The following is a 22,767-nucleotide window of genomic DNA, read 5'->3' as shown; positions in this document are numbered from 1 at the left end:
TCACGCTCCCTGTGCGGCGAGCGCCGCGGTCAGGACGATGCCGGCAATCTTGGCGGCCTTGACGTCATGCTTGTCGTAATCCTCTAAGGCCACCGAGATAGCGACCGTGGGTGAATCGTAAGGTGCAAAGCCAACGAACATCGAGTTGACGTTGGTGCCGCCGGTTTCGGCCGAGCCGGTCTTGCCGGCGACCTTGACGCCGGGGATTTGGGCATCGGTGCCGGTGCCGGACTGGACGACGGCAAGCATGGCCTGCTTGACCTGGTCGGCCGTGGCGGAGCTGACGGCCTGACCCAGCGAGCGGGACTGCGTGGTCTTGACCACGGTTCCGTCCGGGGCGAGTACCTGGGCTACAAAGTACGGGTCCATGACTACGCCGCTGTTAGCGATGGCGGCGGCAATCACGGCGTTTTGCATGACGGTGGTCTGCGGGCCGGGCGTGTGGTCCATGCCGACAGGCTGGCCGGCGCCGGCCCAGGCGGTCTCCCACTCGGTCATGAGCGACGGGTCGGCCATGATGGAGGCCGCGGAGGTCAGGTCCTGGCCGAGCTTTTGGCCGTAGCCAAAGGCGTTGGCAAACTGCACGAGCGTGTTTGCGCCAACTTCGTTTGCCACCTGGCCAAAGACGACGTTGGAGGACACGGCAAAGGCCTGCTGCAGGCTGATGGTGCCGTAGCTCTCGTTGGCATAGTTGGTGACCGGTGCGTTGCCGATGTCCATGGAGCCGGGCGCCTGGTAGGTGCTGGTAAGGCTGGCGGTACCGGTCTCGAGTGCCGCGGAAAGCGTAACGACCTTAAACGTTGAGCCCGGCGTGTACAGCGCGTCCATGGCGCGATTGTACATGGAGCCGTCCTCGCCGCCGCCCGTCTGCAGCAGGGCATCGATGTTGGTGTTGTCGTAGGTGGGCGAGCTGGCACATGCGAGCACCGCGCCGGTACGCGGGTCGATGACCACTACAGCGCCCTTAAAGCCCTTGAGTGCCTGCTCGGCCGCCGTCTGGATGCGCGAGTCGATGGTGAGCTTGGCGGTGTTGCCCGGCTGGGTCTGGCCCGCGAGCGACGCGATGGCGTTGTTCCAGCTGGAGTAGTCCTTAGAACCGGTGAGCGTGTCGTTCATGACGCTCTCGATGGCGGTGGTGCCATACTGCTGACTCACGTAGCCAACCACGTGCGCTGCCAGGTTACCGTTGGGGTAGGAGCGTACGTAGGTGCCGTCCTCCTGCTGCAGCGACTCGGCCAGCGTCACGCCGTCGGACGTGATGATGGAGCCGCGCTGGATGTACTTGGAGCGGGCGATGGTGTGGTTGTTGGTCGGCATGTCCTGATAGTCCTTGGCCTTAATGACCTGGACATAGGTGAGGTTGCCGATAAGGATGGCGAACAGCGCCGTAAAGGCGAGCACCGCACGGGTTAGACGGTTGGCGAGCGCAACGCGGCCGAGCACACCGGATTCAGGCGTGTCGAGCAGGCGACGGCGCATGCGCGAGCCGACGGAATGGCTGCCGCTGCCGTAGGAAGACGAGGTGGCAAAGCGCGTGCCCGTCGGGGCGGCGGCAGATGCGACCTGATCATCGGTGATGGCGGCCATGGTGCCGGTGCCGGTAAGCTCGGCCTCGCGTCCGGTCGCCTCGTCACCGGCGCGCAGCAGGAGCGCGACGATGATAAAGCTCGCCAGCAGCGAGGAGCCGCCCTGGCTCATAAAGGGCAGGGTGACGCCGGTCAGCGGGATCAGGCGGGTTACGCCGCCAACGATCAAGAAGGCCTGGAAGCTGATGGCGGCCGTAAGGCCCGTGGCACTAAAGGCGGCAAGGTCGGATTTAGCGCGGGCAGCCGTGGTGAGGCCACGCACGGCAAAGAGCATAAACAGGATGAGCACGGCGCCGCCGCCCAAAAGGCCCATCTCCTCGCCGATAGCCGAGAAGATAAAGTCGGACTCGACGACGGGGATGTTGTTGGCCATGCCGTTGCCGATGCCAACACCGACCAGACCGCCATCGGCAAGCGAGAAGAGCGATTGGACGATCTGGTAGCCCTGGCCCTGGGCGTCCTTAAAAGGATCGACCCAAACCTGGAAACGTACCTGAACGTGAGACAGGAACTTGTAGGCGCCCACGGCTCCAACGGCTAAGAGCGCAAGGCCGATAACGACATACGAAAAGCGTCCCGTGGCAACGTAGAGCATCAGCAAGAAGATGGTGTAGAACAGCACGGCCGAACCCAGGTCGCGTTCGAAGACGACGACGAGCAGGCACACACCCCACACGGCAAACAGCGGCAGCAGCAGTCGCAGGCGAGGGATCTTAAGACCTAAGATCTTGCGGTTGGAGATGGAGAGCAGCTCGCGGTTCTCGGCCAGGTACCCGGCCAGGAACAGCACGATAAAGACCTTGGCGAACTCGCCAGGCTGGATGGTAAAGCCCGCGATGCGAATCCACAGCTTGGAGCCCGAGATCGTGGTGCCGATAAAGATGGGCAGCATCAGCAGGATGATGCCGATGATGCCAAAGGTGTACTTGTAGCGCATGACCACGTCGAGGTTTTTGACCAGTGCGAGCGTTCCCACCATCAGGGCCACCGAGACAAACAGGATGATGAGCTGTGAGATGGCGAGAGCGGGGGCGAGGCGTGTCACGAACGTGATGCCGATGCCCGAAAGTATAAATACGATGGGTAGGATGGCGGGGTCGGCGCCGGGCGCCAAGATGCGCACGGCGATATGTGCCGCGGCGAAGGCGGCAAAGAGGCCGATCGGCACGGCGAGCGTCTCAAAGGAGATGGCGGCGCCCGCGGTGAGCACGTACATCGCATACAGCAGGATGACGGGGAACGCCGAGGCGATTAGCAAGAGCAGCTCGGTGTTGCGGCGACTCATAAGCGGCACTCCCTTTCTAGTTCTTTTCGGAGGCTTCGGCCTCGGCGGACTGTTCGGCGGTTTTCTCGGAATCTGATTCGGAGGTCGATCCCTGATTGGTGTTGTCGCGAATCGTTTGCGCGTCAATCACCTGGCGGGTCTGCTCCTCGTCGATCTGGTGGCGGTATTTGGATATCGTGTCCTGCGCATCGTCGACACTTGTTTGCGGAATGCCCGCCTTGAGGCGGTTTTGCGTGTCTTCGGGCAGGTCGGATAGCTTGATGCTGGTTTCGCTTTCGAGCCAGTGGAGCTTGAGTCCGAGCGGCTTGCCGGGCAGGCCGCGCCAGACGGCGACATTGCCCTGGTAGGTACCCAGGTAGTACGAGCCGGTGACACCCGTGTAGGCCCAGATGCCAGCTGCCAGCACAAAGACGAGGGCCAGAATGGCGGCGATAGTAATGTTGCGGCGACGCACGCGCTGCGCCTCGCGCATAACGCCGTCGTCAACCAGGTCAACGACTACTACGGTCACGTTGTCGTGGCCGCCGGCGGCAAGCGCCGCGTCCACTAGGTTGTCGACGCAGATTTGCGCGGTTGAGGACTGCGTGGCGATGTTCTCTATATCGCTATCGGGAATCATGCTCGAAAGGCCGTCGGAGCACAGGATCAGGCGGTCGCCTTCCTCGATATGCAGAGTGAAGTGGTCGGCATACATGGCGGGGTCCGAGCCCAGCGCACGGGTGATGACCGAACGGTTGGGGTGGACGCGAGCCTCGTCTGCCGTAATCTCGCCGGCGTCCACGAGTTCTTCCACATAGGAGTGGTCGCTGGTCACGCGGATGAGCGTGCCCTCGTGGAGCAGGTAGGCGCGCGAGTCGCCCACGTGGGCGATGGCGAGCGTATCGTTTTCGATATAGGCGCAAGTGGCTGTGCAGCCCATGCCGGGCTTGCCCAGGCCATTCAAGGCGGCCTCGATTACGGCGGCGTTAGCGGCCTCGACGGCTGCCGCCAGGCGTGCGGCGTCGGCGGACTGCGGGGCCGTCTTGGCAATAGTCTCAACGGCGATGGAAGAGGCCACCTCGCCGGCAGCGTGACCACCCATGCCGTCGCATACGCAAAAGAGCGGCGACTGCACCAGGTAGGAATCCTCATTGTGCGGGCGCACGCAGCCAACGTCGGAGCGGGCGCCCCACATGAGTTGCGTGGTGGTGCCGGCATCATAGGTCGAGTCGGTCTCGATGCGCTCCTCGGTCAGGGGCTCAAAGCTCATGGTCGAGCCGGGGTCTTTGAGCTTGGCCTCAACGGCGGCAACGTCGATTTCGGCTGTGTCACCGGGAGAGACGGTGTCGGTCTCGGCGTTTGATTCGGAATCGCCGGTGTCCGGGGAGTCGGGCTCCTCGGAAACGCGGGCGGTCGGCTCGTCATCTTGCGGGCTGACGTCTATAGGCTCGGGCGCCGGCGTAGACGCGGGCGCAACCTCGGATGACGGGGCTATGGGAAACGCCGGCGCGGCGGGCTCGGGTGCCGCAAACACCGCAGCGCTCTCGTTGATTGCCGCGGCGACGGGCTCTGCAAAGTGAGCCGGCGTCGGGGTTGCTTCGGGCGCTGTGGGCTGATCCGCAGCATGTGCGCCGATGGGCGCCGCTACGGCATTTTCTTCGTCCTCGTTATCGGCGAGATCAGAAATATCATGCGTGACATGCGAAAGAGGCAGGGAGAACACGGTGTCCTCGGGTTCCACGGGTGCGGAGCCCGCCGGAGCGGCGTGGGCCGGCGCAGCTGTGGCGGCGGCCGGTGCCTCGGTCATAGTTGCGGACTTGTTCTCCTCGTCGATCATCGACGGTTCACCTTCATGACCACATCGCCAATCTGGACTTCGTCGCCCTCGCGCAGCGTTGCAGGCTCCACAAGCTGGCGGCCGTTGACGAGCGTGCCGTTAAGCGAGTTGAGGTCCTCGATGATGAGCGCCGGGCCCTGCAGCGAAAAGCGCGCATGCGAGGCCGAGACGAACGGTTCGTTGATGCAGATGTCCGAAGATGGCGAGCGACCAACGATGACGGGGCCGAGCATGTCTACGTGGATGCCACGGATGCCGCGCGGGCCCTTGTCCACATCGATCGTCCAGATAGCCGAGTCGCGGCGCTGTCCGCGCACAAGTCCCACGCCGGTCTTCATGACGGCGAACAGGAAGATATAGAGCAGGGCGACCAGGACGATGCGGCCTGCAAAAAGGACGATATCGATGTTCATAAGCGACTATCCCCTAAATTCAAAGGTGCTCAGGCCAAACGTCAGCAGATCGCCGTTGCGCAGCGGGCAGCGCGTAATGCGGCGGTTGTTGACGAGCGTGCCGTTGGTGGAATTGAGGTCCTCGATCGACCAGTCCGAACCGGTAAAGGTGAGCTGGGCGTGACGGCGCGACACGTTGGGGTCGCGCAGGGCGATGTCCGAAACCGAACGCTCGCGACCGATGGTCACCTGTGCGGAGGTGATGCTATGGCTCTCGCCGCTCACGACGTCGACGAGCTGGGCGAGTGGGCGCTGCGGGGCGCGAGTGCTTGCCATGTTGGAGGCGATGCCGGCTGCGGCGCCTAGGCCCACGGCGGCACCGGTCGCGGCGGCTCCGCCCATGCCGGCAAGCGCGTCGCGCGAGACGGTCTGCGGCACCGGGATGGGTGCGGCGGCGGGGTCGGGGACACTAGGCGCGAAGGGATCTGCCGTGGCAAGCGGGTCGGGAGCGGCGGCGCGAGGCGTTGGCTGCTGCTGGGGCATGGCGGCGGGGCGCTGCTGCTGCGGGGCAGCAAATTGCTGCTGGCCGGCGCGCGGGGCGCTGGCGGCGCGGCTTGCGGCCGAGTTGTTCTGTCCCAGGCCGTTTTGGTAGGCGCGCTCTTCCTCGTACAGGCGGCCGAGCGTGGGCGCATCGACGTTCTCGGCAAAGACCGAGAACTTGCCGGCGCGCAGCTGCGGATCGATCATAAAGCGCACGAGGGGCTCGCCGACAAAGACATAGCGGCGCTTTTCGGCCTGCGCTTTCACAAACTCGCGGACCTCGCGCGAAAGCTCGGGGTAGAACGGGGCGAGCATGGGATCGTCGTCGGCGGCGATCAGGATGGTATAGAGTGCCGGCGCCGTGTTGACGCCATTGATCACCAGAGTCTGATCCTCCATGTCGCGAGCGGCCTGCTTGGCAAGCTTCTTAAAGGAGAACGGGGCACGGGTGGCACCGAAGATGCCGGCCACGTGGTCCTCGAAGATGTTCAGGAAGTTCACGAAAGATCACTCTCCGTATAGGTTCTTTGGTATCCGAGCAAATATAGGCATATCCCAACGATTATAGAGGATAGGGTTCCCGCAACTGCCGCCTTGGCGGCGACCGCGGCTGCAAGGCTGGCAATTTCCATATGGTGTGCAAGACAGGATGCCGCTGCGCAGCCGATGCCGGTGACGGCGATGGCGGCGATTGCGGCAAGGTTTGAGCCCTGGTCGGCACGCTTGGCATGGGCATTGAGCAGCGCAGATGACGCTGCGGCAGTTGTCGCGACCAGCACAAAGGCAGCCCAAAGGAGTGGGTCTTCCAGCGCTGCGGCAACGTTACCGAGCCCCAGCACGCCTCCGGCTGAAAGCGCGACCGTCGCCAGACGGGCAAAAAGCACGCCCATGCCCGTTGCCGCGGCGGCGCTTGCCGGGCCGAGCCAAAATGACGCGACGCCGGCGGCGACCCCAGCTGCCAGGAAGGTATTGCCAGTCAGACAGCCAAGCGCGAGTGCACAGGTGAGCGCGGCGCTCGCGGCAGCCTCGGTGCGACCCCAGGCGATCCACCAACCGGACATGGCAGCGGCAAAGACCACCGCGACGGGCAACATCGACAGGATGCCCTGCGCCTGCATGGTGGCGTTTGCCATGAGCACCAAAAAGCCCACGGCCGAGATGGCCGAGCCAATCTGCGGTGCCAAGCCGGCTGCCGCTCCGATCGCGATAGCCGCAATGACCAGGCCGGGAAGCGCCGCGACCCCGGCTGTTTGCATCAGCAAAAAGCTAAAGGTGCCGCACGCTAGCGCCGAGATAGCGTGCATGGTGTAGTCGCGCGCATGGCTCCAGCGCGTGCCCGCCCAGCCGAGCGCGGGGTCGACCTCGATGGCGTCGTCCTCGTAGTACGACGGCTCGATATCGTCGAGCTCCTGCTCGTCATCCGAAAGCTCGCCAACCATTTGCTCCAGACTGCGACGGCCCTCGCGCACGCTGCCCAGACCGGCAAGGAGTTGGTCGCAAAATGCCTCGATGCTGTTGGGGCGGTCCTGCGGCATGGGGGAGAGCGCGCTCATGAGCGCGGCCTCGGCTCCCGGGGGAAAGTGTGGTATCAGCTCGCTGGGATAGGTGGCGCCGCCGATGATGCGGTCGAGCGAGTCGGCGGGCGTGGCCGCCATAAAGGGAGCGCTGCCGCACAAGCCCTCATAGATAACGCAGGCAAGGGCAAAGACATCGGCGCGTTCGTCGACCGTGCCGGTCTCGATATCGAGCTGCTCGGGCGGCATGTAGCCGATGGTGCCGCCGCGCGAGCCGCCAAAGCCACCGGCGGACGACAGTCGCGCCATGCCAAAGTCGGTGAGCTTTACATTGCCCGAGTGGTCGATGAGCACGTTGGCGGGCTTAATGTCCAGGTGGAGTACGCCATTGCTATGGGCGAAGGTGAGCGCCTGGCCCAGGGCATCGGCAATGGCCGCGGCCTCGTCAAAGGTGAGCGAGTGGCCGTCCACGCGATGCAAAAACTCGGCCAGCGACATGCCATCGACATATTCCATAACCAGGTAGGCATAGGCGGTGTCATGCGTAAAGTCGATGACCTGCACGATATTGGGATGTTGAAGCATGGCGGCAGTGTGCGCCTCGCGCAGGACATCCATGATGTCGCTGGCGGGCATGCCGGCGCCGTTGATAAGGGGGATGCGCTTAATGGCGACGCGGCGGCGCAGGTGCGTGTCGCGGCAAATCTCGATGGAGCCAAAACCGCCGGTCGCAAGTGTCTCGAGCGGCTGGTACCGCTTGAGCAGCTCGCGAGAGCTGGTGCCCTCCAAAGGAACGTCCGGCGAGAACCGGGCGGTATGTTGCGAGAAAAGCGGCATGGCCAACCCTCGTGCGTTTAAAGTTCGTTTGCGAGTGGCGGGCGCGGAGCCGAGCCGTTCGCGGTGGCATAGATGCTGCTAGTGTAGCACGCTCGGGCGGATGGCGAGGATAACGGGATGTGAGGCTGCCTGTCTGGTTTGGTCTTAGCGCTTCTTCTTGTTCTTCTTCTGCTTGCGCTGCTTGCCCTTGGTCTCCTGGGGCTTGTCGCCCTGCTTGGCTTCGGCTGCGGCCTTCTCGGCCTTCATCTTCTTGCGTTTGGTCTCGATGCGGAGTTTTTTGTTGATGCGCGCCTTGAGGAAGGGGCCAAACTGCTCGGCATCGCCGCGAACAAAGGTGTCCTTGGGGATCGTCACGCCCTGGTCGGCGAACATGGCCACAAAGATGCGCTCGCCGTCGAGCACGTGGTCGAGCTTCTCAAACGGGAAGAACTGCGACTTGCCGCTCTTGCCCCAGACCATCAGGCCGTCCTCGTTGGCGGCGACGCGGCGGTAGCGGCCGCCCATGGACTCGTCTGCCTCGACGGCTTCGATAAAGTCGCGCGCGAGCGTATGGTGCAGATTTTTGCTCCACCAGGCCAAAAAGGCGCCGAACACGATCAGCACGACGCCGAACTTGATCCAGCTGCCGCCGGCCACCAGCATGCCGATGCCGATGAGCACGGCAATCGCGGCGGCGACGTACAGGGAGCCACGGCGCCTGGGCGAGGCGACCAGGCGGGCGAAGTCGGTGACGAGGTCGTTTTCGTACTGATACTCGTTGAGGTACAGAATGCCGTCATCGGCCGCGGCCTGCGCCTCGAGCGCGACCTCGACCTGGTCGGCTGCTTCGGAGGGAATGAGGTTGCTCTCTGCGTCTGCCATGCTCTTTGGACTCCTATCGCGGCGGACTCGCCGTACGGGTTATTATGGAATGCAGTATGCCGTGCGACCGCATGGCCGCCGCGGCAACAAGACTCAGTATACCCGGGGGAGCACCCATGGAATCGTTGTACCGAAAGTATCGCCCGCTCACCTTTGACTCCGTGGTGGGCCAGCAGCATATCGTCTCGACGCTCGAGCACGCCATCACCGAGGGGCGCCTGTCCCACGCCTACCTGTTCTGCGGACCGCGCGGCACGGGCAAGACCACCATGGCGCGCATTCTGGCCAAGGCGCTGCTGTGCCGCAATGCCGAGGCGGCGCGCGCCGAGGGTGCAAGCGGCTGCATGCCCGACGGTACTTGCGAGGAGTGCGAGCTCATTGCCGAGGGTAACCACCCCGATGTCTACGAGCTCGATGCCGCCTCCCGCACGGGCGTGGACAATGTGCGCGAGGAAATCATCAACTCCGTCAACTTTGCCCCGGTGCGCGGCAAGTACAAGATCTATATCATCGACGAGGTCCACATGCTCACGACGGCGGCGTTCAACGCGCTGCTCAAGACGCTCGAGGAGCCGCCGGCACACGTGATCTTTGTGCTGTGCACCACCGACCCGCAAAAGATTCTGGAGACCATCCTCTCGCGCTGCCAGCGTTTCGATTTCCATCGCATCGGCAACGAGGATATCGAGCGTCGCCTGGCATACGTGTGCGAGCAGGAGGGCTTCGATTACGACGATGAGGCGCTGGCTATCGTGGCGCGCCATGCCAAGGGCGGTATGCGCGACGCGTTGTCCACGCTGGAGCAGCTGAGCGTCTTTGGCAACGGTTCTGTGCATGCGGACGACGCCCGCTCGCTTTTAGGCGAGGTTTCGGACCAGATTCTGGGCGAGTTTTCCCGCGCCATTGCCGATCGCGATGTTGCCGAGCTCTATGGACTGATCCGCGCGCAGGTCGAGGAAGGAAACGACCTGCTGGAGCTGACGCGCGACCTGGTGGCGCATGTGCGTGACGTGTACGTTGCCTGCGTTGCCGGTGCCCGTGCCGAGCTGTTTGAGGGCGGCTCCGAGCAGGCCGAGGCGCTTGCTGCCGAGGCCGCTGCCTTTGGCGAGCATCCTGCCGACCGCCTGGCCCGTGTGCTGACGGTGCTCGACGATGCCGCACTGGAGATGAGGGGCGCGAGCGACGTGCGCCTGGTGCTCGAGATCGCCTGCACGCGCCTGGCACGTCCCGAGGCCGATTTAACGATTGAGGCATTGGCCGAGCGCGTGGCCCGCTTGGAGGCCATGGTTGCCAACGGCGCCGTGCCGGCGAGCGTGGCTGCTGCTCAGGCCGCCGCGCCTGCAGCATCCGTACCCGCTGCTGCCCAACAGCCGACGCTAATTTCGGGCGCTCGTGCTGCCGCTCCGGCGGCATCCGCTGCCCCCGCTGCTACGTCCGCGCGCCAGGGCGGTATGCCTTGGGACCGTGGTGCTGCTGTTCCGGCTGCCCAGCCTGCGTCCCGTTCTGCGTCCGTGTCAGCTTCCAAGCCTGCAGCGCCTGCACCTCAGCCTGCGCCGACTCCGACGCCTCAGCCCGTTGCGGCTCCCGCGCCTGCCACCGCTCCGGCACCTAAGCCCCAGTCCAACAATGCCGCCCAGGTTGCCGCCGCCGGTACTGCCGAGACGCCCGCGGTCGAGGATGCCGGAGAGCTGCAGCGCAAATGGGCCGAGGTTGTCGAGCGTGTCAAGGCGCGTCAGGCTTCCTACGCGGGGCTTTTGCTCAATGCCCGCGCCACGGCTGACGACGGCTCCAGGCTCACGGTCTCGTTCCCCGCGGGCTCGACCTTTGCCATCAAGATGCTTGGACGCGCCGACACGCAGTCGGTGGTCCTGCCGACAGTCAGTGCGGTCTTCGGTCGTCGTACCGTCGACTATGTCCTGGATGGGGGTGGCACGCCGGCTCCTCAACATGAGGAGCATTCTCCATCTGCACGGGCTGCGGTATCTGCGGACCCGCAACCCGTGTCCTCGGCGGCCCCTGCATCCTCGAGCGCCAGCGCGACGCAGCCAAAAGCAGCACCGATAGCGGCGCCGACCCCGTCGGCGCCTAAGCCCGTCATGGCCAAACCGGCTGCTCCGACACCCGCGCCCAAGCCTGCCTCGCCCGCGCCCAAGTCGTCTGACCTGGGCAAAGCCCCCTGGCTGCGCTCCGACAACCCCGCCGGCGCTCCTGCCACGGGCAAGCTCCCGACCGAGCCCGCGCCCCGAGCGCCCGAGCGCGCGTCCGCTCCCAAGGCTCAGCCCGCCGCGCCGTCTGCGCCATGGGAATCCGAGCAGGTTCCCTACGACGATGCCATGGTTGGCGGTTTTGTTGCCGATGCTGGTGGGGACGATCTGCCTCCGTTCGACGTGCCGGGTGCGGCGTCCGCGCCCAAGTCCGCTGCAACTGCCCCCAAAGAGGAGGACGCTCCTGCAGCTCCCTGGGAGTCCAACTCCGGTGCGGGCGGCCCCTTCGGCCATCAGGGTGCAGCCCCGAGCATCCCGCAGACCGAGGACGAGGCCAAAGCCCTCATCCGCAGCGTCTTCGGCCAGTCCACCATCTTCAAGCCGGTGGAGTAGCTGCGCAGGCGGGTATACTGCTCAAGAAGAGAACCCCTTGCCCGGGCGCATCTGTATTTCGGACATGTGCAACGTGGTGCCGCGTATATCGCATTCGAGCAGACAGGCGCGTGACGGTCGGCCTAGGATGCTGAGGTCGATACGATACGTCGCATGGCTGTCCGTGTACTCGACTTGCTCGGCGTTGACGGTTGCTCCGATTGTAAATAAAGAGCCCAGTTCGGCATCGACAATCTTGGAGTCCTTTATCTTGACCTTGAACTCTTGGTAGAGGGACGGGCTGTTGTAGTAAATGGTTCGGGTTCCGTCGGTGCATTCATCGGTCGTCTCCCATTTGACGACGGGCTGGTCCGAGCTGGCTATCAGCAGTTCTGCTCCAAAAGCTATGGCATGGGTGATGATAACCAGTAATACCCAGACGACAAAGAGATAGAGAACCACATATGCAACGGGGTGTTTTGAGCGGATGTTTTGGAGTACGGCTGGGACATTCACGAGGGCACCTCCAAATCGTCATCTATGACAATCAAATTATACCCAGCCGCCATGCGTGCCGCCTCGAGCAGCGGCTCGGCATTTTGCCATGTAGCCTTGTAGCCCTACGCATAAACTGCCTGGTTCCAGCTCTGCTAGATGTAGCTTGAGATAATTATGCAACCTTGCATAATTCGACCTTGCATAATCTTGGGCGTGCGTCACGCTCAAGGACATGTATATCGACTGAGGTAGCGTGTCCGCCCCGCTTGCTTGCCCCGCGCCGTGGTACGATTTTTGAGTTTGAAAGTCCCGTCGCGCTCCGGCTGCCCTTGCAGCTTGTCGCGCGGCCGCACGTAAAGGAGCCATCATGGCCGGTATGAACATGCAGCAAATGATGAAGCAGGCTCGCAAGATGCAGGAGCAGCTTGCCGCCGCGCAGGAAAACCTTAAGTCCCAGACCGTCGACGCCTCTGCCGGCGGCGGCATGGTCAAGGTGACCGTTAACGGCGAGATGGAGCTCGTCAACCTCACCATCGACCCCGATGCCCTCGATCCCGAGGACGTCGATATGCTGCAGGACATGATCATGGCTGCCGTCAACGAGGCCGTCCGCGGTGTCAACGAGCTCGCCAACAAGCAGATGGGCGCCATCACCGGCGGCCTCAACATCCCGGGCATGCCGTTCTAAGACACGCATATATATGAGTGCCAACCATAGTCTGCAAAAATTGCTCGATGAGCTGGGCCGTCTGCCGGGCATTGGTCCCAAGTCGGCCCAGCGCATCGCCTATTACCTGCTCGAGGCCGATGCCGAGGAGGCGCGCCGCCTGGCCGAGGCTATCCTGGAGGTTAAGCAGGAGGTTCACTTTTGCAGCCGCTGCTTTAACTACGCCACGGCCGACGAGTGCTCCATCTGCCAGGATTCGATGCGCGATACCACTCGCATTTGCGTGGTGGGCGAGCCGCGCGATGTCCAGGCGATTGAGCGCACGGGCAGCTACCACGGTCTCTACCACGTATTGGGCGGCGTGATCAGTCCCATGGACAAGATTGGTCCCGAGCAGTTGCACATTCGTGAGCTGCTGGCACGCTTGGGCCACGAGGACATCCACGAGGTCATCATCGCCACCAACCCCAATATCGAGGGCGAGACCACGGCGAGCTACCTGGCCCGCACTATCAAGCCGCTGGGCGTTGAGGTGTCGCGTCTGGCGAGCGGCCTTCCCGTGGGCGGCGACCTGGAGTATGCCGACGAGCTTACGCTTGGGCGCGCCATCGAGGCCCGTCGCACGATTTAGGTGGCGAGCCTGCTCCTGCCGTATGTCTTCATCGCGACGCACGGGGTAGCCATAATTTCCCCGTGCGACTGTAAGTTTGTTGTGCAACAAAGATGCTTTGTATCCGCTTATCGCATGGATGCTTCCACTCGCATCCTTAATTTGCCCATTCGTTGCGGAACCTTTTGGGTTCGCTGATACACTCAAATATGGATTCGAATGAATGCGCCGCTCCCGAGCGGCGTGTTTTTGTTGGAGGAGAACGCATGCGGCCCGGTGGCACTCAGACAAAGCGCGGCGCCGCGGTGCGCATGCGACGCCGACTGGGCTTGGCGCCGCGGGCGTACGCACTGCTGTCTTGCTCGCTGGTGCTGGTCATAGCTGGCGTTTCTGCCTATGGCATGACCGTGCCGTCCATGATGCAGGCACATGCCGCACGCGAACCGCGCGTGGGGCATGAGGTCAAAAGTGACCTGGGGACCACGACTGGATATGCTTGGGCAAGTGTGGTCGCGCATATTGTGTTTGGCACCGGCGACGCGGACGGCGCCGAGGCCCCGGACAACGAAGTCACGCTTGCCAATGGCAAAACCATCGTGCTCACCAACACCAAGATCATCGATCGGTTGTCCAACAATAGCGTGGCGGCAACGGTGAATAAGGTCGAGCAGCAGAAGGAGCAGGACGCCCAGCAGTCCGGAAAGCCCGGTAGCTCGGATACTTCTGGCTCCGGCTCGGATTCGTCGAGTTCGGGCGGTGGCTCTGGGTCGGGTTCCTCTGCCGGAGGGTCTGGAAACGGCGGCTCGACGGGCGGCAACACTGACAACGATGCAAACTCCGGTGGCCTTTCCGCTGCTGAGGAAGAGAGCATTCACAGCTGGCTTGTGACCAAGTACAACATGCTCGACGGCTATGTTTCTCGTGCCAATGACGTGGTCTCGACCTATAACTCTACGGGAGATCCCAGGCCGTGCGACAGCCTGGTCGGGGAGATGTTTGTCATTCGAGCCGAGTTCGGTCGTCAGACATTCTCGCCCCGGTCAAAGTGGTATCAGCAGTATGCCAATCTGTGGGGCTGTTACACCAACCTATGTCAATGGGTCGGCCATTACGGCGATGATGACGTCGCGCTCGGTAACTTCAACAATAACGTGGCGGCGCTTGCCCTATGATGACCGATCTTGCATCCACCACACCACAATCGCTCGGTCGCGATCCCATGGTCGGCCTGCGCCTGGCGCGTGTCGACGGGTTTGAGCCGGCCATTGCGCTCGGTCAGGACGAACTGCCTGCCTATCTGCGTCGTTTTACGATACTGTTTGCCGACGATGCCACCATGCGCCGTGGCGGTATCGGCCGCGTGACGCGTGCCGTCAACGCCCAAGGCGAGGCCGTGGCACTCAAGCAGCTCATCTTGCCAACGTGCGATGAGTTTGACGATGCCGCCGCCCATGAGGCGCTGGTCGCCAAGTTCAAAGCGGCGTTTCGCGAGGAATACGAATGCCATCGCGCCCTTTCGGGCCTTAAGGGCTTTCCCCGCCTCTATGGCTGGGGCGAGGTCGACGGTGTGCCTGCAATTGTCATGGAATGGGTCGAGGGCGAGACGCTCGCCCGCTTGCGCTCGCGCTTTGCCGTGGACGATGCCGGCCGCCTATCGCCGCTTGTGGCGGCGCGTCTGGGTCGCGACCTGTTCGATCTGCTCTGCCGTATGAGCCTGGTGGGCGAGGGCTTTGTCCATCGCGATATCTCGCCCGCTAATATTTTGGTGCGTACGGCGCGTCTACCGCTTGACCGGCAGCTTGCCGAGGGCACCTTTGACCTGTGCCTGATCGACTTTGGCTCGTCGCTGGCGCTTGAGCCTGCGTCGGCCGTGGCCGGTACCGGCGGCAAGGCGTCGTTTACGGAGCGCTATGCCACGCTGCGTCGCGCGACGGTTGCCTATGCCCCGCCCGAGATGCTCACCGACGATATTCCCGACCTGCGCGCTTTGCGTATGTCGCCGGCGATCGACGTCTATGCCGCAGCAAGCACGGTTTACGAGCTCATTGCCGGCGCCGCGCCATACGAAGCCGCGCCGAGCACTTCGGGCACCTCGGGTTCGCGCAAAAAGACGCGCGACATCGCCAGCCCCTACCGTCTCAAGATGGACACGCTGCCCGACTATCCCATTGGTGCCCATGCGCCCGGTTGCGATTTGACTCAGCTGCTTCGTCGTGAGCCCGATGTGGCGCTCGCTGCGGCCGAGCAGGCCCAGCAGCTGGGGCTTGAGCCGGATTCCGAGGAGCTACGCGATGCGCTGGCGTTTGTCGATGCCCAGCTGTTCGACGTGGTGATGGCCTGTCTGTCCAGCCATCAAAAAGATCGTCCCGAGCCGGCGGCGGTCGAGGCGGCGCTCTCGGCGTTTTGTGACCACTATGCGCAAAATGTCGGTCGTTCGCTCCGCGGCGAGCCGCTCACGCCGTGCCCCATGGATGCGTCTGGCCGCGCGGTTCGTCGCGCGCTGATGGTCGGCGCGACGGTCGTCTGTGGCGTGGTTTGGGCTGTGGTCGTGGTTTCGGCCGCGCTGCTGGCGTCGGGCGCTCGCGTGACGGCGACTTTGGGATCGCTCGTGTGGTCTGGGTCGCTACCGGGTATTATTGCCGCACTGGCGTTGGCGCTGCCAGGCATAGCCGGCGTTGCCGCGGGGGCACTTGCGCGCGATCGGCGCTCGGGCTTCCTGCAGGGTGTGCTTGCGCTTTCTGCCTGCGAGGTTCCGGTGCTGGTTGTGGCTGCATGTAGCGTATTTTCCCAACGCGCCGTGATGGGCGGCCTTGTTGCCGCTCTGGTTGCAACCTATACGCTTACGTGGTTTTTGCTTGCGATGGGCTTTGCCTTTGAACTTCCCGTTTCGGCACCGCGACGCACAAAAGCCCAGATGGCGACTCCGCGTGCCGGTGGAGCCGCAGCTGTCCGTACTTTTGGCGGACCTGTCGAAGTATCGTCCGATTCTATTTCTACGACCAAGGAGGCCTAGGTCATGGCATCTCAAGTTGAGCTCACCCCATGCGGGGCCATGTTTGACATCTTTAAGCGCGCAGCGCATCTGAGCCATATCGAGCTGTGCGGCTTGGTGCTTTCGTCCCGTCCGCTCGCCGACGGCCGCAGCCCGCAGAGCCGAGCCGCCGATCGCTCTTGGGTTTCCCGCTTTATCGTTCGCGCGCCGGTCGGCACGCTTCAGCAGCGCTACTTTGCCGAATACGGTACCTCGGCTGCGCGTATTATGTCGCAACTGGCCCTGCGCCAGCGCAATCCCATGGACTCCACGGCTGTAATCAATATGGTGTGCGGTCCTGCAGGTGAACCGATGGTACGCGCGCTCGAAGAGTGCCACCAGGACACGAATCTCTATCGCAACGCGCTCGATCGCCTGTCCCAGGCGGTGGAACTCATGCCCGCCGAGCGCGCCGAGGTCGTGCTGGTGCTGTTTGTCGCCGTCGGTTGTTCGGCGGATGTGCGGTCCTCGGTGAACTATGCCATCGACTACGCGAACGCGACCTGCGGCGGAGGCACATCCACGCCGCGTTCGCTTGGCATGTCGCTGACTGCGGGCGAACGCGAACCCGCCCCGGCGCACCCTTTGGGCTTGCTGCGCGTGCAAAACAGTTTTGTCGTGAGCGCCCCGCGCTGGATTCAGCCGAGTGAGCAGGGTGTTGAGATTGGCGCGCTGGCCACTGGTGAGGGCGATATTACCGACGTCGGCGACGATGTCTCGGCCCGCCATGCCCATATCTGGTGCGATGCTCAAAATATCTGGCACGTCGAGGACTTGTCGTCCACCAACGGAACCGTGGTGGTAAACGGGGCCACGCGCGTTTGCATTCAGGTCGAGCCCGGCCGTTCCGCCAAGCTCAATCCCGGCGACGAGCTCAAGCTCGGCGAATCCACTACCTATGCCATCCTCTTCGGTGCCCTCTAGCCGGCAGTTAAGGACGTTCCTTTTCTGCCGGCACTTGGGGACACTCCTCGGCGCGCCAGAGCCGGTCGCCTGGGGATGGAGAGGCCATTTTGGCCCTTGGCGGTCAGTCGGGGCGAAACTAGAAGATCTTTCCGATTCGCGGCTGTTCATGCTTGTAGAGCATCTAAAACAATAGGATGTTATTCTGGAATATGCCGGGTGCGTGAACTTGCCTGTCTTAGCCTTAATAAGGTATAGGGGAGTTTGGCTCAGGGGTTCCGTGTTGTTCTTCAGCGCAGTATTGTGGGACAGATTTGCTGAGATTGGCGCCTTACACCGCAGAGCGCACGGAAGGCTCTCGATTTGTGTTCTGGCCCCAGAATACAGGGCCTGATACTTACCAACTGTGGCATGGATGTAACATCTGTAGAAATCAACCCTTTTGTTGTCGACCTTTGTAAGAAAAACACTGCCATCAACTCTTTGGATGACGAAACTAGGGTGCTTGAGGGGAGCCTTTACTCCCCTCTGAGAGATGACTCATGTTTTTCGCTTGTCGTTGTGAATCCTCCGTTACTGCCGATTCCGGATGAGATTCCTTATCCCTTCGTTTGAGATGGAGGACAATCGGGTCTGGATAAAACACTTCGTATTCTTAAGGGTGGCGATACGCATTTAGAGAAAAACGGTAAATACTGCTAATAGGGGTGACGACGATGGTGCGGGGGCGACCCGCGATGCTCTCATCAATACGTCGGATACTTGGGAAATCAGGTCTAGATGCATGTATGATGATGCTGTGTGGCTATTCAATTAATCCGCGTTCCGAATGGGTGCAGGGTATAGCTGCGACATCGTATGCTTTTGACCCGGCGCGATACTCAGATATTTCTGAGGCGGTTGACGAAGTTTATACGCACTATGCCGCGCAAGGCGTTTCGGAAGTTTGCACATCTACGTTACGGGCTTAGGTTTCTTCAAGCGAGCAGGCCGGTTGCGTTATTTCGAGCGATTTTTCTAGTCTAGACGACAAAAGGCAAAGGATTTGATGGGTATAAAACGCGGACGTTTGTGGGCGGATGCTCAAATCTATTGTGGCAATCGGGCGGTTGAAAAAGATATTTCAACCGCCCGATTGCCAGGTTCGTCGGAGGAGATGTCCGATTCCGACTCTCTTGTAGGAAGAGCTTGAGATCGTATTGGCCCAAGGCAATCTTAAAGCAGTCTCATTGGCAAATCTTCGCTCCTGTTGTGTTGAGGTGTAAGGTATCAGTGATTGATGTTTTGTGGCGGGTAGATTGGGGCCTTCCTTGATTCGATGCGTTCTCTCGAGGTTCATCAGAGCAAAAGGGGCTTTCGTCTTCATTGCTATCACGGTGATTGGAACCGCTCTCTCCTATGCCATGCCATACGTGAACGGGAAATTCTTAGATTTTCTTCTCGGTAACCGCAGCGAAAGAGACGCCGTACTCTTCGCGCTCCTGGTTGCGTCAATAGGAGTTTTCTCCACCCTCTTTACTTATTTTGCAGGAACACTTTCCATTCGCATAACCACGAGACTTTCCTTTGATCTCCTCAGGGAGGCCGTCTTGCGTTTTGAAAGAGACGATTACTTGGTGAGTCGGACCATCGATCCAGCCTATACAACGCAACGGATTATTTCCGACTCTAGCGTGGTCTCATCCTTCGTTTTGGCGAATTTTATCAGTGCGCCGCTGTCCATTGTAGCCATTCCCATCGTATTGCTTGTCATATGGTCAATTGATTCAACTCTCGCGGTGTTTTCCATCATTCTCCTCATCGTGTATTTCTGTGTAATTACTGGGTTGAGGAAACTTTTGTATAGGGTCACGTATGAGAAGAAAGAGGCGGACAGCGCCTTTTACGCCGCAATTGCATCGCAGCTTAATCAGATTCTCAACATTCAACTGACATCTTCGTACGGCAAGAGCGAACAAGCGCTCGACGCTGGGTTTAAGAGCTATTTTCCCAAAGTTTTGCGCTCCGGAAAGCTATCATATTCTCTGACATCGCTCGATGGTCTTTTCGCAGCGTTGTTTCAAGCGGTGATACTTGTTGTTTCCGGAGTACGAATCATTAACGGAACTATGTCAATAGGCGAGTACACTATCATCGGTACATACTTCGCGGTTCTCTTTAAGACTTTGAAAAGTATGATGTCATTGTTCAAATCCTATCAAGATGCCAAAGCATCATGGGATAGGACGGCTATCGCGACGAGAGAAAAGGAGAGATCGGGGTGGAATCGGACCGATTTAGCTAAACTCGATGAAATAAATGACATTTCGGTATCTGATTTGGAATTCTCGGTTGCCCTTCCAGACGGATCTGTCCGAGAGGTCCTCGGCGGGTTTTCTTTCAAGTTTTCCGGTCCTGGTACATATTGCATAGTTGGGGAAAACGGAAGAGGCAAGACGTCACTTCTTTACTTGATGCTCGGGCTATACTCATCGAAAGGCAAAGTAAAATACAACGGCGTGCCAATCGAAGAATGCGACTTGGATTACATACGTGCGAGAGAGATATCGTGCTGCCCACAGTCGTGCTTCGCGCCGGACGAAACGGTGAAAGAGCTGTTAGAGTATTTCGACACGCCCTTTTCTTCCTATCACCGGGGTGTAGATGGCCTACTTTCGCTGGAAAACAGCGTGAAGGAGTTGCTCGGGAAACGTTGCTCCGCGCTTTCGGGCGGTGAGCTGCGCCGAGTGTACTTATGGTCGGCGATTTCACGCAAGTCGTCAGTTTTGGTACTCGACGAGCCAACGACTGGGTTAGACGCTGTAAGCCGCGCCGAGCTTGCGGCCTATGTTAAGCGCAACAAGCAAAGCCAGCTGATCATCATTGTCTCTCACGATGACGAGATGGTCGGCGCGGTAGAAGGGGTAGTGGATTTAGGCAGCATGTACCGGGGTAAATGCTGACAAGTGTAGTGCTACCCAACTGACAGAGATAACAAAAAAGCGATGCAGATGCACGTAGCATTCAGTCGGTTCGGACTCGGTGCCTTCACGCCATCGCAACGCTTTCAGATATAGTTCTCATTCTCTTACTAAAGGAAACTTTAGTCTACGTTGTCTTGTCGAGACAGAGGTGAAGCGAAGTGTTGTCGCGACGTATCTTATTCCAGGTGGCTCAGTATCATCGTGAGAATCACACCAAAGTGTACTTACAATTCTCGTGTCCCACGGACAACATGAGCTGAGCATTGAGGTTCCACCCTTTGCTGCAACTACACGGGGTTGGACGGCAATGAATATGCCGGGCCGCATGCCACGCGCAGCGGGGGTCCATGCCCCAGTATGTTGCCTACAGCAGCCTCGATGTCCACGCACACATCATCTCTGCCTTCGTGTTCAATCCGTTTGCCGGAGAGTGCGAGGGTTACAAGGCCGTAGAATACGAGCCGAACAAATGAAATGCGGTATCGACGCATAGGATTAAACTGACGATTGCTTTGCACCGAAAATACGCCCGGAAAGCCGCTATGGGTGGCGGCCCGGGTTAAATTGAGAGGCCCGTCCGATCACTTTCATGTGACGAACGGTCGGGCTTCTTATTCCACTTGCCAATGCTCGGCTCATATTGGAAGAAAGCTACGCTAATGTTTGCGTGATACTCCTATTTTTTCCGAAGAAAGAATCGGATAATGAAGAATAACAATAAAAAAGGTGCCAGATATAAAGCAAGTACAAAGGTTAATCCAACGAGACCTTGCAATAATGGCATAACTCCTCCCAGACACGAGATTTTGGTATTTGTCCCCATCTTATTTTGAATTGGACCAAATAGTTCCTAGACACAAAAACTACTCGTCAACTGGATCGCACCAATCTGCTGGCAAAACACAGCTTGATTCTTTATCGACATAGCACCAATCCGCAACAGGGCACTCGGCGATGTCGTAAAAATTGCATATATCAACTCCAAGACAACAAGGCTCAACGGGAGTATGTTCATTTGAACCAACAGGATGGATATGCTTCATAACAGCTCCTCACCTTAATCCAATTAGAGACTACGTTTGATCAATGCCACAGTGATCTACAACGCAGATGCTGCCGCCATCCATGTCATAGTCGCAGTAATCGTATGCACCACAGCCATCTGCTTTATCATAAACAGTACAGATGTCAGTAATGCCCAAGAGGCAGTCAAAAGACATCGGCTTCACGCCTGCCTCGTCGCCACTTCCTGGATTAATCGGATGAATATGCTTCACGACTACCTCCCTTTGAGTGCAGAAAAACCTCAATATTGTGTATAACAAACCAAGATGTCTAGTTCACCATATTTCTAGAATGGTTTCGGCGAACGTAGCAATAAGCTTCGCAGACGGTAATCAGAAGAACGAACACCTCCACAATGGTGACAGCAATGCGCTGAACCGCTTATTCCGATACAGTAGCTTCTCGTTGATTTTTCTCCTGCGAAGATGAGTGGCGGGAAATAAGGTCAAAAGCCATCTCGTAGCACATTTTTCTATATTCACATGATGCAGGGTGTAGACTCTTGGGCAAGTAGCCGTGCTCGTCTGCAGCCTCCCAGCTACAGCCCCCACCACAGAAAGACCGAGCCCAACAGTCCGTACAGTCAATTCTTTTTTCGACACCCTGACTCCAGTTTTCAATATACCTAGTTTCGTCAATTCCGGTGACGATGTTGCCCATTTTGAATCGCATCATCCCGACAAACCTGTGACAGGGGTATACGTCCCCTTCGGGAGTCACGGAAATAAAACGCCTGCCAGCCCCGCATCCGACAAAGGCGATCCTGTTGCTCATAATCAAATCAACTGCAGTTTTCAATGTTCTAAACAAGGGCTTTTCCCCTTGATCAATCTGTTTGAGATATTGATCCGCCAAATCTATTAGGCCCGCCCTGATTTTGTTTAATGAGTGTTCGTCGAGTTTGATATTCTCATCGAATGAGCTCACGGGCGAGAAGTAAATCCTTCTGAAGCCCATCTCTTTAAACTGAAGATAGTCTTCAACAAGGTTACAGTTATTATTTGTTAAGGTCGCTCTTGCGCCGAAGGGGAACGACTCGGAAAAACGACGAACGTTTTTGTCGATATCGGAGAAAGAGCCGCCTCCCGTCTTGTACGGGCGCGATGCATCGTGCTTGCATCCTGTACCATCGAGACTAATCAGAACAGAAAACCCGTGCTCCTTGAAAGAATTCACAGCAGTGTCATTCAAAAGCGTTCCGTTGGTCGTAATAGAATAGGTAAAGTTTCTATTGGGGCATATTCTTTTTGAATAGTCGACCGTTTTCCATATCAGCGGCTCGTTAATCATGGGTTCCCCACCAAAAAAGACGATCGCAAGCGTTTCGTTTTCCGATGAACTTGCGACGAGGTAGTCGACCGCCTTGAAGGCTATCTCGTCTGTCATCAGCAGAGGAGACGTTCCATAATCTCCTTTACCGGCAAAACAGTAACTACAACCAAGGTTGCATGCATGTGAAACGTGGAGTTCGATGGATCTAAGTTTTCGAGGCGTGTCTTTTGTTAAGAAAGTCCGCTCAGACAATCGTTGATACTCATCAATGTCGTCTTCAAGTTCTGCTATGGTCGTTTGGTCGTAGCCTTTCGCAGCAAGTGACTTTGTTAGCAACTTCGAGTTGACCGT

The 22,767-nt window shown here is 59.6% G+C and carries 18 protein-coding genes and 1 pseudogene; 9 read left to right on the top strand and 10 right to left on the bottom strand.

Annotated elements, in window-relative coordinates; translation table 11 throughout:
• From DXC18_RS01690 to DXC18_RS01665, 6 genes are all read right to left on the bottom strand, one after another.
• Positions 1-2,871 (bottom strand): FtsW/RodA/SpoVE family cell cycle protein, encoded by a 2,871-nt coding sequence (locus DXC18_RS01690; protein WP_117716160.1) that lies wholly within the window; start codon positions 2,869-2,871, stop codon positions 1-3.
• A gap of 16 nt (positions 2,872-2,887) precedes the next feature.
• Positions 2,888-4,687: a Stp1/IreP family PP2C-type Ser/Thr phosphatase gene (locus DXC18_RS01685; RefSeq protein ID WP_117716159.1), complete on the bottom strand. Its 1,800-nt coding sequence runs from the start codon at positions 4,685-4,687 to the stop codon at positions 2,888-2,890.
• Entirely contained in the window at positions 4,684-5,100 is a 417-nt protein-coding gene (locus DXC18_RS01680; RefSeq protein WP_006235180.1) for an FHA domain-containing protein, read from the bottom strand. The genes DXC18_RS01685 and DXC18_RS01680 overlap by 4 nt, the downstream gene beginning before the upstream one ends.
• A gap of 6 nt (positions 5,101-5,106) precedes the next feature.
• Positions 5,107-6,120, bottom strand: a complete 1,014-nt coding sequence (locus DXC18_RS01675; protein ID WP_117716158.1) for an FhaA domain-containing protein — start codon at positions 6,118-6,120, stop codon at positions 5,107-5,109.
• Positions 6,117-7,970, bottom strand: coding sequence for a serine/threonine-protein kinase (locus tag DXC18_RS01670; RefSeq protein WP_117716157.1), 1,854 nt, complete (start codon positions 7,968-7,970; stop codon positions 6,117-6,119). Before DXC18_RS01670 ends, DXC18_RS01675 begins: the two co-directional genes overlap by 4 nt.
• A gap of 144 nt (positions 7,971-8,114) precedes the next feature.
• Positions 8,115-8,831 (bottom strand): hypothetical protein, encoded by a 717-nt coding sequence (locus DXC18_RS01665; protein ID WP_117716156.1) that lies wholly within the window; start codon positions 8,829-8,831, stop codon positions 8,115-8,117.
• A gap of 116 nt (positions 8,832-8,947) precedes the next feature.
• On the opposite strand from DXC18_RS01665, the gene dnaX reads away from it, so the two are divergent.
• The gene (gene dnaX / locus DXC18_RS01660) at positions 8,948-11,428 is read left to right on the top strand and encodes a DNA polymerase III subunit gamma/tau (RefSeq protein ID WP_158551940.1); all 2,481 of its coding nucleotides are present in this window, start codon (positions 8,948-8,950) and stop codon (positions 11,426-11,428) included.
• 21 nt (positions 11,429-11,449) lie between these two features.
• Here the strand turns inward: dnaX and DXC18_RS01655 are convergent, their stop codons facing one another.
• Positions 11,450-11,869, bottom strand: a complete 420-nt coding sequence (locus DXC18_RS01655; protein ID WP_147352053.1) for a hypothetical protein — start codon at positions 11,867-11,869, stop codon at positions 11,450-11,452.
• Positions 11,870-12,272: 403 nt separating this feature from the next.
• Here DXC18_RS01655 and DXC18_RS01650 point away from each other — a divergent pair, with 403 nt between their 5' ends.
• From DXC18_RS01650 to DXC18_RS10770, 8 genes and pseudogenes are all read left to right on the top strand, one after another.
• Positions 12,273-12,593 carry a YbaB/EbfC family nucleoid-associated protein gene (locus DXC18_RS01650; RefSeq protein ID WP_006235174.1) on the top strand — a complete coding sequence of 107 codons (321 nt, stop codon included), beginning with the start codon at positions 12,273-12,275 and terminating at the stop codon, positions 12,591-12,593.
• Positions 12,594-12,606: 13 nt separating this feature from the next.
• Positions 12,607-13,203, top strand: a complete 597-nt coding sequence (gene recR, locus DXC18_RS01645; protein ID WP_089573257.1) for a recombination mediator RecR — start codon at positions 12,607-12,609, stop codon at positions 13,201-13,203.
• A 245-nt stretch (positions 13,204-13,448) separates the two neighbouring features.
• Positions 13,449-14,354 carry a hypothetical protein gene (locus tag DXC18_RS01640; protein WP_117564927.1) on the top strand — a complete coding sequence of 302 codons (906 nt, stop codon included), beginning with the start codon at positions 13,449-13,451 and terminating at the stop codon, positions 14,352-14,354.
• The gene (locus DXC18_RS01635; protein ID WP_117716154.1) at positions 14,351-16,195 is read left to right on the top strand and encodes a hypothetical protein; all 1,845 of its coding nucleotides are present in this window, start codon (positions 14,351-14,353) and stop codon (positions 16,193-16,195) included. Before DXC18_RS01640 ends, DXC18_RS01635 begins: the two co-directional genes overlap by 4 nt.
• Before the next feature lie 3 nt (positions 16,196-16,198).
• On the top strand, positions 16,199-17,137 hold the full coding sequence (locus DXC18_RS01630) for an FHA domain-containing protein (protein WP_117716153.1): 939 nt from the start codon (positions 16,199-16,201) through the stop codon (positions 17,135-17,137).
• A gap of 327 nt (positions 17,138-17,464) precedes the next feature.
• A pseudogene (locus DXC18_RS10815) lies at positions 17,465-17,731 on the top strand (methyltransferase); the annotation flags it as partial.
• 671 nt (positions 17,732-18,402) lie between these two features.
• Complete coding sequence (locus DXC18_RS01620) at positions 18,403-20,058, top strand: ABC transporter ATP-binding protein (RefSeq protein ID WP_255413453.1); 1,656 nt, start codon at positions 18,403-18,405, stop codon at positions 20,056-20,058.
• Between the two features lie 368 nt (positions 20,059-20,426).
• Positions 20,427-20,552 carry a hypothetical protein gene (locus tag DXC18_RS10770; RefSeq protein WP_255413194.1) on the top strand — a complete coding sequence of 42 codons (126 nt, stop codon included), beginning with the start codon at positions 20,427-20,429 and terminating at the stop codon, positions 20,550-20,552.
• A 390-nt stretch (positions 20,553-20,942) separates the two neighbouring features.
• Here DXC18_RS10770 and DXC18_RS10335 read toward each other — a convergent pair whose 3' ends face one another.
• From DXC18_RS10335 to DXC18_RS01615, 3 genes are all read right to left on the bottom strand, one after another.
• On the bottom strand, positions 20,943-21,122 hold the full coding sequence (locus tag DXC18_RS10335; protein ID WP_128620790.1) for a hypothetical protein: 180 nt from the start codon (positions 21,120-21,122) through the stop codon (positions 20,943-20,945).
• Between the two features lie 30 nt (positions 21,123-21,152).
• A complete protein-coding gene (locus DXC18_RS10330; RefSeq protein ID WP_124785779.1) occupies positions 21,153-21,356 on the bottom strand; it encodes a hypothetical protein in 204 nt (67 codons plus the stop codon).
• Between the two features lie 169 nt (positions 21,357-21,525).
• Complete coding sequence (locus DXC18_RS01615; protein ID WP_199412167.1) at positions 21,526-22,752, bottom strand: radical SAM/SPASM domain-containing protein; 1,227 nt, start codon at positions 22,750-22,752, stop codon at positions 21,526-21,528.
• Between the last annotated feature and the right edge of the window lie 15 nt (positions 22,753-22,767).

The sequence above is a fragment of the Collinsella sp. OM08-14AT genome (assembly GCF_003438115.1).
Taxonomy (GTDB): domain Bacteria; phylum Actinomycetota; class Coriobacteriia; order Coriobacteriales; family Coriobacteriaceae; genus Collinsella.
The sequence above is the reverse complement of the archived record's forward strand: the minus strand, read 5'-3'. Positions and strand labels throughout refer to the sequence as shown.